The organism is Streptomyces sp. NPDC005899, from assembly GCF_040629645.1.
Lineage (GTDB): Bacteria > Actinomycetota > Actinomycetes > Streptomycetales > Streptomycetaceae > Streptomyces.
In genome coordinates this window covers 1-8,442 of sequence record NZ_JBEXWB010000285.1, presented here as the reverse complement: position 1 = coordinate 8,442, position 8,442 = coordinate 1, and the positions used below count along the sequence as shown (strand labels likewise).

Sequence of the window (8,442 nt, the reverse complement as noted above, 5' to 3'; positions counted from 1 at the left end):
GTGGCCTCTCCGCACCGCCCCCCCCCCGCCGCCCCCCCCCCGCCGGGCCGCGGGGGGCGCCCCGGGCGCCGGGGGGGGCGGCCGGCCGGCCGGAGCCACGGCCCTTCGGCCCGGATGCCGTTCCCTGTCCCGCGTCCTGTTCCATCCGCTCCACCCGTCCGCGTACGCGTCACCCCGTGCCGTACGCATTGTCCCTACCTCACCTACTCCCGGGCCGCACGTCGAGTTCCCCGGGGCCTGTCGCATCATGAGAGCACCCCGGACACCGGGCCGAACTTCCCGAGGAGAAACACCGCAGATGCCCAGGCGCCAGGGGTATGCCCTGCTCATCGCCCTCGTCGCCGGCACCGCCGCGCTCGCCGCCGCCATCGCGTCCGGTACGTCGCTGATCGCCGGCGGGCGGCAGGCACCGCACGGCGGGCCCACGTCCCGCACGGCGGCGCACGGCCCCGCCGCGCCGGCCAACTCCACCGGCACCTGGGTCGCCACCTGGACCGGAGCCCCCGTCAGCGCGGAGCCGGGCTCCCCGCGGGGCTACCCCGGCCGCACCATCCGCAACATCGTGCACACCAGTGTCGGCGGTGACGCCGCCCGGATCACCCTGTCCAACCTCTTCGGCACCGTCCCGCTCGTCGTCGACCAGGCCACCGTGAACACCCGTCAGGTGACCTTCCAGGGCCGGCTCACCGTCTCCGTCGCCGCGGGCGGACAGGTCGTCAGCGATCCGGTCGTCGTGCCCGTCGCACCCGATGCCGACCTGGAGGTCTCCTTCCGCACCCCGTACGCCTCCGGGCCGGTCACCCAGCACCCGAACTCCCACCAGACCTCGTACCTCGCCGACGGCGACGGCACCTGGAGCACCACCCGGTGGCGCTACCTGACGGCCGTCGACGTGCGCGACGACACGTCGCCCGGGGCGATCGTCGTGATCGGCGACTCCCTGACGGCGGGCAGCGGTTCCACCACCGACACCGACAGCCGCTGGACGGACGTCCTCTCCGACCGCCTCCGCCACGCGTACGGAATCGCCAACCAGGGCATCGCGGGCAACCGCCTCCTGCTCGACAGCCCGCTCGTCACCGGCGGCGTGCGGAACACCGGCGGGCAGAGCGCAGCCCACCGCTTCACACGCGACGTCCTGTCCGTCACCGGGGCGAAGACCGTGATCATCGCCCTGGGCGTCAACGACGTGCAGCAGTACCCCCAGGAGCGGGACCCCCGGCGCATCACGGCCGGGCTCCGGGCCCTGACCGAGCGCGCACACGCCCAGGGCATGCGGGTCGTGGGAGCGACGCTGACCCCCTTCCAGGGCTACCCCACCTGGACACCCGAACGGAACCGCGTGCGCCTGGCCGTCAACGAGGAGATCCGCTCCGGACGGATCTTCGACGCCTTCATCGACTTCGACCGGGCCGTCCGCGACCCCTACGCGCCCAACCGGATCCTGCCGGAGTACGGCTCGGGCGACCGCCTGCACTTCAACGACGCCGGCTACCGCGCCATGGGCCGGGCCATCGACCTCCACGCGGTGGACGGGACCCCCAAGAGCGACGCCTTCTGACCCCGGCCGGCAACCCGGACGGCAGTCGGCCCCGGCAGCCGCCCGACGGCCGGCATCCGGGCGCACGCGGGGCGGCGTGGCGCGTCGCCGGCCGGCGGTGCGGCCGGTAGCCGCCCACGGCGGGACGGCCGGGCGGGTGGGCCGGCGCTCCGGTGGCCCCGGCGCACCGCACCGCCACGCACCCGCCCGTTCAGCCGAGCTCCTTGCGCCCGCTCCCGGTGCCCGGCTCGTCGAGCCGCGACCGCTCCGCCCGCCCGGCCTCCCTGAGCCGCTGCCGCTGCGCCTTGGTCCACTTGCGGTCCACGCCCACCCCGCCCATCAGGGCGAAGCCGGTGACCCGCACCCGCGGGGCGTCCGGATCGGGCTCGCCCGCGTCCTTCGTCTGCTCGTCGAAGCCGCCCATGACGCCGATGCCGTTGACGTGCAGGTGCACGTTCGGCGGGACCTTCACCTGGATCCCGCCCATGATCGCGAAGCAGCGGACCACGACCTCGCGATCCTCGAAACGCGCTTCACGCAGATCGATCTCGCCACCGCCCCACATCGCGAACGCGGTGAACACCCGGCCCACGGTCCAGCGGCCCCCGCGCCTGAAACCGCCCCAGAACGCGAACGCCCCCGACGAGGTGGCGGGACCACCGATCCGCGCGGCCCAGCCGGCGGAGGCACCCGCGCGCTCGGCCACCACGCCGGCCACCGGCGGCACGAACCCACCCGGCACCGGGAGATCGCTGACGAGCGGCACCAACTCACCGTGCGTACGGGCCCTGTACGTGGCGTCGAGCCTCTGCTCGAACTCGTCCATCTGCAACCGGCCCTCGGCCACGGCCTCCCGCAGGGTCTCGGCGACCCGCTCACGTTCGGCGTCGGAGGCACGCATGTCCGGGTTCTCGCTTGTCATACCGCGCACCCTATAGAGCGGTCGCGGGCCGGGCCCATGGGTCCGGCCGGATCAACCCGCCGCCGCCGGGACACCGACGCCGAGCCGTGGGCCCCCGGGCGCGCACCGGCCACGGGCCAGACGCCGGCCACCGTGCCGGAAGAACCCCCGGCCACCTGCGCGGCGACCGGCGGGCGAGGGCCCGGGATACCGTCCCGGCGGTCAGTCCGGGACCGGCGCGGCCGCGTACATCCTCGCGATCACCGCCTCGATGTCCGGCTCCCGCACCGACAGGTCGACCAGCGGGTAGTCCGCCGCGATCCGCGCGACCAGTCCCGCGGCCGGCTCCGACGCCGGGAACGCCAGCCACTGCCGCGGCCCCTCCACCTTCACCACCCGCACCGAGGGCTCCGCCACCAGGTCGATCGGCGGCAGTTCCCGCGCCAGGTCCACCACCAGCGTGCGCTCGCTCTCCCCCACCTCGTGCAGCCCGGCGAGCCCGCCGTCGTACACCAGGCGGCCGTGGTCGATCACCATCACCCGCCGGCACAACTGCTCGATGTCGGTGAGGTCGTGCGTGGTCAGCAGCACCGTCGTGGACCGCTCGGCGTTCAGCTCCCGCAGGAACTCCCGCACCCTCGCCTTGGACACCACGTCGAGACCGATCGTCGGCTCGTCCAGGTACAGCACCTCCGGGTCGTGCAGCAGCGCCGCCGCGATGTCACCCCGCATCCGCTGCCCCAGGGACAGCTGCCGCACCGGTGTCTCCAGCAAGGCCCCCAGATCCAGGAGTTCGACGCACCGGTCCATGTTCTGCCGGAAGCGGCGGTCCGGGATCCGGTACATCCGGTGCATCAGCCGGTAGGAGTCACGCAGGGGAAGGTCCCACCACAGCGTCGTCCGCTGCCCGAACACCACCCCGATCCGGTGCGCCAGCTTCGTGCGCTCCCGGGAGGGGTCGATGCCCGCCACCCGCAGCCGGCCGCCGCTCGGGGTGAGGATGCCCGTCAGCATCTTGATCGTCGTCGACTTGCCGGCCCCGTTCGGCCCGATGTACCCGACCATCTCGCCGCGCGGCACCCGGAAGCTGATGCCGTCCACGGCACGCACCTCGTGCCGCTCCCTACGCAGGAAACCCGCCCTGCGCCGCACGTCGAAGACCTTCTCGACCCCGTCCAGCTCGATGAAGTCCGCGTCTCCCATGACCACTCCTCAGCTTCCCGTGCTGCGGTACGCCCGCAGCCCCACCCGCCACGCCAGACCCGCGAGCACCCAGGACACCCCGGCCACCAGCGGCGGCAGGAACGCCACCCACCCGGGCAGCCCCAACGGGTAGTCCCGGCCGAGCACGTAGAGCGCCGGCAACCAGCTCACGAACGCCAGCGGCACCACGAACGTCACCCCGCGCACCAGGTCCTTCGCGAAGACCGACGGCGGGTACTGCAACAGCGTCGTGCCGCCGTACGTGAAGGCGTTCTGCACCTCCGAGGCGTCCTGCGCGAAGAACTGGAACGCGGCCCCCGCCACGAACACCGCCCCGAAGATCGCCGCCCCGCTCAGCACCATCAGCGGCAGCATCACCACCTTCAGCGGCGTCCACTCCACCTCCAGCGACACCAGTGCGTAACCGAGCACCAGCAGCCCCTGCGTGACCCGGCCCAGCCTGCGCAGCGCGAACCGGTCCGCCGCCACCTGCGCCAGCACCGGGACCGGCCGTACCAGCAACGTGTCCAACGTCCCGTCCCGCACCCGCCGGCCCAGCCGGTCCATCGACCCCAGCACCAGGTCCGACAGCCCGAAGGCGGTCGCCGAGGCCCCGTACAGCAGCGCGATCTCCGGCAGCGTGAAGCCGCCCAGCATGTCGACGTGCGTGAACATCAACATGATCGCGACGAAGTCGAACGCGGTCGCGACGAAGTTCCCGAGCGTCGTCATCACGAACGACGCCCGGTAGGCCAGCGTCGACCGCAGCCACATCGCGACGATGAGCCCGTACGCCCGCACCCCCTCCACCAGTCGTGACCGGTCGGAGAACGCGACCTCCTCCGGCCACGGCCCCGCCCGCCCCGCGTCGCCCACCCGCACGGCATCGATCTCAGCCACCCTGGACCACCACCCTCCTGGTCGCCACCGACTGGAGCAGCCGTCCCGCCAGCAGCAGCACCACGGCCCACCCGGCCTGGAAGGCGTACGCCCACACCAGGTCCCACCCCGCGTGCCTGCCGAGGAACACGTCGGCCGGCACCTGCAGGAGCGAGGACCACGGCAGGGCCCGCGCCACCTCGCCCAGCGCCCCCGGGAAGAGGTTGAGCGGCAGCAGCATCCCCGAGAAGAACAGCCCGGCCAGCCACGCCATCTGCATCGCACCCGCCCCGTCCATCAGCCAGAACGCCGACAGCGCGACGAGGAAGCGCACCGCGAAACTCACCAGCACGCCCAGGGCGACCGACACGAGGAAGGCCAGCCACCGCCACGGCGAGGCCGGCAGCGCGAGGTCGAAGGCCAGCGCCCCCAGCGCCATCGGCACGACGCCACGCCCCAGCAGGTGGAAGGCGGCCCGGCCGAGATCCCCGGCCATCCACCACAGCTGAAGGTCCGCCGGCCGGTACAGGTCGACCGCGATGTCCCCCGTGCGGATCCGCTCCATGAGCTCGTCCTCGAAACCGCCGCCCATCATGGCGCAGGTCATCAGCAGCGCCTGGCCCAGCCACACGTACGTCAGCGCCTGCGACGTGTCGTAGCCGCCGAGCCGCGGACGCTCCGCCCACAGGGCCGTGTAGGTGTACGCCATCACGAATCCGAAGACGGTGTTCGTGAACACCCCCGCCGCCGTCGCCACCCGGTACGTGGCGTACCGCCGGAACCCGCCGGCCGCCACCACCGCATAGAGCCGCACCGGCCCCCCCTCCCTCCCCGGCCACGCCGGAACCGCGCCACCCGGCCGCACGCGACCACCGCGTACCGGCCCGCCCGCCGGTCCACTCGTGGAAGCGAAGCGCTCGCAGGACCAAAGCGAAGGAACCTAGCCCATGCCGGACGGCCGCCGCGACCCGATTTCCGCATCGGATCCAGGGGATAGCCGCCCGAAAAGTGCAGTATGGGAAAATCATCCGGCGTCGAGGAGTCTCCACCGTCATGAGCCACGAGCCACCGCAGCACAGCTCGGACCCTGGTCAGCAGGGCCCCGAGGGCTGGACGCCCCGGGACGCCTCGGCCGCACCCCCCAGCCCCGAACCTCCGGGCGAGGAGGGCGCGCCGACGAAGAAGGGGCGCACGAAACGCCCCAAGCGCACCGGCTGGCGCCGGGCGGTACCCACCTGGCGGATGGTCCTCGGCGGCGTCCTCCTCCTGGCCCTGCTCCTCGTCGGCGGATTCGTCGCCGGATACCAGCTCATCGACATCCCCGCCGCCAACGCCGCCGCCACCGCGCAGGCCAACGTCTACGTGTACGCGGACGGGAAGAGCGTCATCGCCCGCGACGGCGAGATCAACCGCGAGAAGATCCCGCTGAGGCGCATCCCCCGCACCGTCCAGCACGCGGTCCTCGCCGCCGAGGACCGCGACTTCTACTCCGAGGACGCCATCGACCTCAAGGCCACCGTCCGCGCCGGCTGGAACACCCTCACCGGCAAGGGACGCCAGGGCGGTTCCACCATCACCCAGCAGTACGTGAAGAACTACTACCTCGGCCAGGAGCAGACCCTCGTCCGCAAGGCCAAGGAGTTCTTCATCTCCGTCAAGCTCGACCGCGAACAGAGCAAGGACGACATCCTCGAGGGCTACCTGAACACCAGCTACTTCGGCCGCAACGCCTACGGCATCCAGGCCGCCGCCCACGCCTACTACGGCAAGGACGTCGAGGACCTGGACGCCGGCGAAGGCGCCTACCTCGCCTCGCTCCTCAACTCCCCCAGCAGCTACGACGTCGTCTCCCACCCGGAGAACAGGAAGGCCGCCCTCGCCCGCTGGGACTACGTCCTGGACGGCATGGTCAAGCAGGACTGGCTCACCCGCTCCGCGCGCCGGGCCATGGCCTTCCCCACCCCCGACGAGGCCAAGCCCGCCACCGCCCTCTCCGGCCAGCGCGGTTACATCGTGCGCGCCGTCGAGGCCTACCTCGCCGGCCACAAAATCCTCGACGCGAAGACCCTGGCCACCGGCGGCTACCGCATCACCACCACCCTCCAGAAGGACAAACAGGACGCCCTGGTCGAAGCCGTCAAGGACAACGTCCTCTCCAAGACCAGCGAGGACCGCGAGGCCGACCGCAACGTCCGCGCCGGCGGCGCCTCCGTCGACCCCGCCACCGGCCACGTCGTCGCCCTGTACGGCGGCGTCGACTACACCAGGCAGTACGTCAACAACGCCACCCGGCGCGACTACCAGGTCGGCTCCACCTTCAAGCCGTTCGTCCTCGCCGCCGCCCTGGCCAACGGCTCCACCACCCAGGCGGGCCGCGCCATCACCCCCAACACCCGTTACGACGGCACCAACGAACGCACCGTCCAGAGCTCCACCGGCTCCACCGGCTACTCCCCGGCCAACGAGGACGACGTCGACTACGGCTCCATCACCGTCCGTGAGGCCACCGACAAGTCCGTCAACGCCGTGTACGCCCAGATGGCCCAGGACGTCGGCCCCGACGAGGTCAAGGACACCGCGGTGGCCCTCGGCATCCCACGGGACACCCCTGACCTGACCGCCACCCCCTCGATCGCCCTCGGCCCCGCCACCGCCAGCGTCGTCGACATGGCGTCCGCCTACGCCACGCTCGCCGACCACGGCAGGCAACGCCCCCACACGCTCGTCGCGAGGATCACCAAGAACGGCACCGACCTCGAACTCCCCGCCCGCACCACCCGCCAGGCCATCAGCCGGGAAGCCGCCGACACCACCACCTCCGTCCTGCTCAGCGTGGTCGAGGGCGGCACCGGAACGGCCGCCCGGGCCGCCGGCCGGCCCGCGGCCGGCAAGACGGGCACCGCCGAGGAGGACCGCGCGGCCTGGTTCGCCGGCTACACGCCCGAGCTCGCCACCGTCATCGCCGTCATGGGCCAGGACCCCGGTACCGGCGTCCAGAAGCCGCTCTACGGGGCCCTCGGACTCGCCCGGATGAACGGCGGCGGCGCCCCGGCCCAGACCTGGGGCGCCTACACCCGCGCGGCACTGGAGGGCAGCCGGGTGCGGGACTTCGAACTCGAGGCCGACGAGGGCCCGGAGGAGCCGGACCCGGAGGAGTCCGGTTCCTCGAAGGCCCCCGGCGACACCGAGGAGGCCGAAGGCGGCGACACGGACTCCCCCTCGGGGCGGCGGTCCACCGACCGCGGAACCGGGCCCACCGAGGCACCGTCGGGCGACGACCCGGCCGCCACCCCGCCCGGCGGAGCACCGGCCACCCCGCACCCGAAGGGCCGGAAGGCCGCCACCACGGCCCCCGCGACCCCTCCGCGCCCCGCGACCGACGCCGCCTCCGCACCCGGGGGCAGGGAGGCGGCGTCCGCGCCGAGCGCCGGCACGACCCGCCGCTGAGGGGGCCGAGCGGAACCGTCAGTGACCGGACGTCGCCTTCAGCCCCACCACGGCCACCAGCAGCAGGCAGACGAAGAAGATCCGGGCCGCCGTCACCGGCTCGCCCAGCACCACCATGCCCAGCACAGCGGCGCCCGCCGCACCGATCCCGACCCACACCCCGTACGCCGTACCGATCGGCAACGACTTCGCCGCCTGCGACAGCAGCACCATGCTGGCCACGATCCCGAGCCCCGTGAACACACTCGGCCACAGCCGGGTGAACCCCTCGGTGTACTTCATCCCGATCGACCAGGCCACTTCCAGCAGACCGGCGACCAACAGCAGAACCCACGCCACGACGGCACCTCCACGACGGAACACACGAACAACACGGGTGCGTCGTCTTTGCGGAAACCCGGTACGGCGCGTCTCGTCGGGGCACCACCACGGTAGCAAAAAGCGGCGCGGGGCCCGGTGACACCGGTCACCG

General features: G+C 72.8%; 7 protein-coding genes and 1 riboswitch. Of the genes, 2 read left to right on the top strand and 5 right to left on the bottom strand.

The features are described 5' to 3' along the window. Positions 1-298 precede the first annotated feature (298 nt). Positions 299-1,561, top strand: coding sequence for an SGNH/GDSL hydrolase family protein (locus ABZ371_RS25075; RefSeq protein WP_358683514.1), 1,263 nt, complete (start codon positions 299-301; stop codon positions 1,559-1,561). A gap of 190 nt (positions 1,562-1,751) precedes the next feature. On the opposite strand, the gene ABZ371_RS25070 is transcribed toward ABZ371_RS25075, so the two are convergent. From ABZ371_RS25070 to ABZ371_RS25055, 4 genes are all read right to left on the bottom strand, one after another. After that, positions 1,752-2,441 carry a DUF1707 domain-containing protein gene (locus ABZ371_RS25070; protein WP_358683517.1) on the bottom strand — a complete coding sequence of 230 codons (690 nt, stop codon included), beginning with the start codon at positions 2,439-2,441 and terminating at the stop codon, positions 1,752-1,754. Positions 2,442-2,663: 222 nt separating this feature from the next. Further along, a complete protein-coding gene (locus ABZ371_RS25065) occupies positions 2,664-3,644 on the bottom strand; it encodes an ABC transporter ATP-binding protein (RefSeq protein WP_358683512.1) in 981 nt (326 codons plus the stop codon). 9 nt (positions 3,645-3,653) lie between these two features. Next, positions 3,654-4,520, bottom strand: a complete 867-nt coding sequence (locus ABZ371_RS25060; protein ID WP_358683516.1) for an ABC transporter permease — start codon at positions 4,518-4,520, stop codon at positions 3,654-3,656. Between the two features lie 16 nt (positions 4,521-4,536). Beyond that, the gene (locus tag ABZ371_RS25055) at positions 4,537-5,337 is read right to left on the bottom strand and encodes an ABC-2 family transporter protein (protein WP_358683510.1); all 801 of its coding nucleotides are present in this window, start codon (positions 5,335-5,337) and stop codon (positions 4,537-4,539) included. A 239-nt stretch (positions 5,338-5,576) separates the two neighbouring features. Between ABZ371_RS25055 and ABZ371_RS25050 the strand changes: the two genes are divergently transcribed. After that, on the top strand, positions 5,577-7,970 hold the full coding sequence (locus tag ABZ371_RS25050) for a transglycosylase domain-containing protein (protein ID WP_358683508.1): 2,394 nt from the start codon (positions 5,577-5,579) through the stop codon (positions 7,968-7,970). Positions 7,971-7,988: 18 nt separating this feature from the next. On the opposite strand, the gene ABZ371_RS25045 is transcribed toward ABZ371_RS25050, so the two are convergent. Continuing rightward, positions 7,989-8,309, bottom strand: coding sequence for a multidrug efflux SMR transporter (locus ABZ371_RS25045; protein WP_358683506.1), 321 nt, complete (start codon positions 8,307-8,309; stop codon positions 7,989-7,991). A gap of 36 nt (positions 8,310-8,345) precedes the next feature. Continuing rightward, a riboswitch (guanidine-III (ykkC-III) riboswitch) is annotated at positions 8,346-8,411 on the bottom strand. Between the last annotated feature and the right edge of the window lie 31 nt (positions 8,412-8,442).

Bases quoted from the DNA above. Each gene is read 5' to 3' on its own strand.
- ABZ371_RS25075 (WP_358683514.1), top strand. From the start codon at position 299: ATGCCCAGGCGCCAGGGGTATGCCCTGCTCATCGCCCTCGTCGCCGGC.
- ABZ371_RS25070 (WP_358683517.1), bottom strand. From the start codon at position 2,441: ATGCGTGCCTCCGACGCCGAACGTGAGCGGGTCGCCGAGACCCTGCGG.
- ABZ371_RS25065 (WP_358683512.1), bottom strand. From the start codon at position 3,644: ATGGGAGACGCGGACTTCATCGAGCTGGACGGGGTCGAGAAGGTCTTC.
- ABZ371_RS25050 (WP_358683508.1), top strand. From the start codon at position 5,577: ATGAGCCACGAGCCACCGCAGCACAGCTCGGACCCTGGTCAGCAGGGC.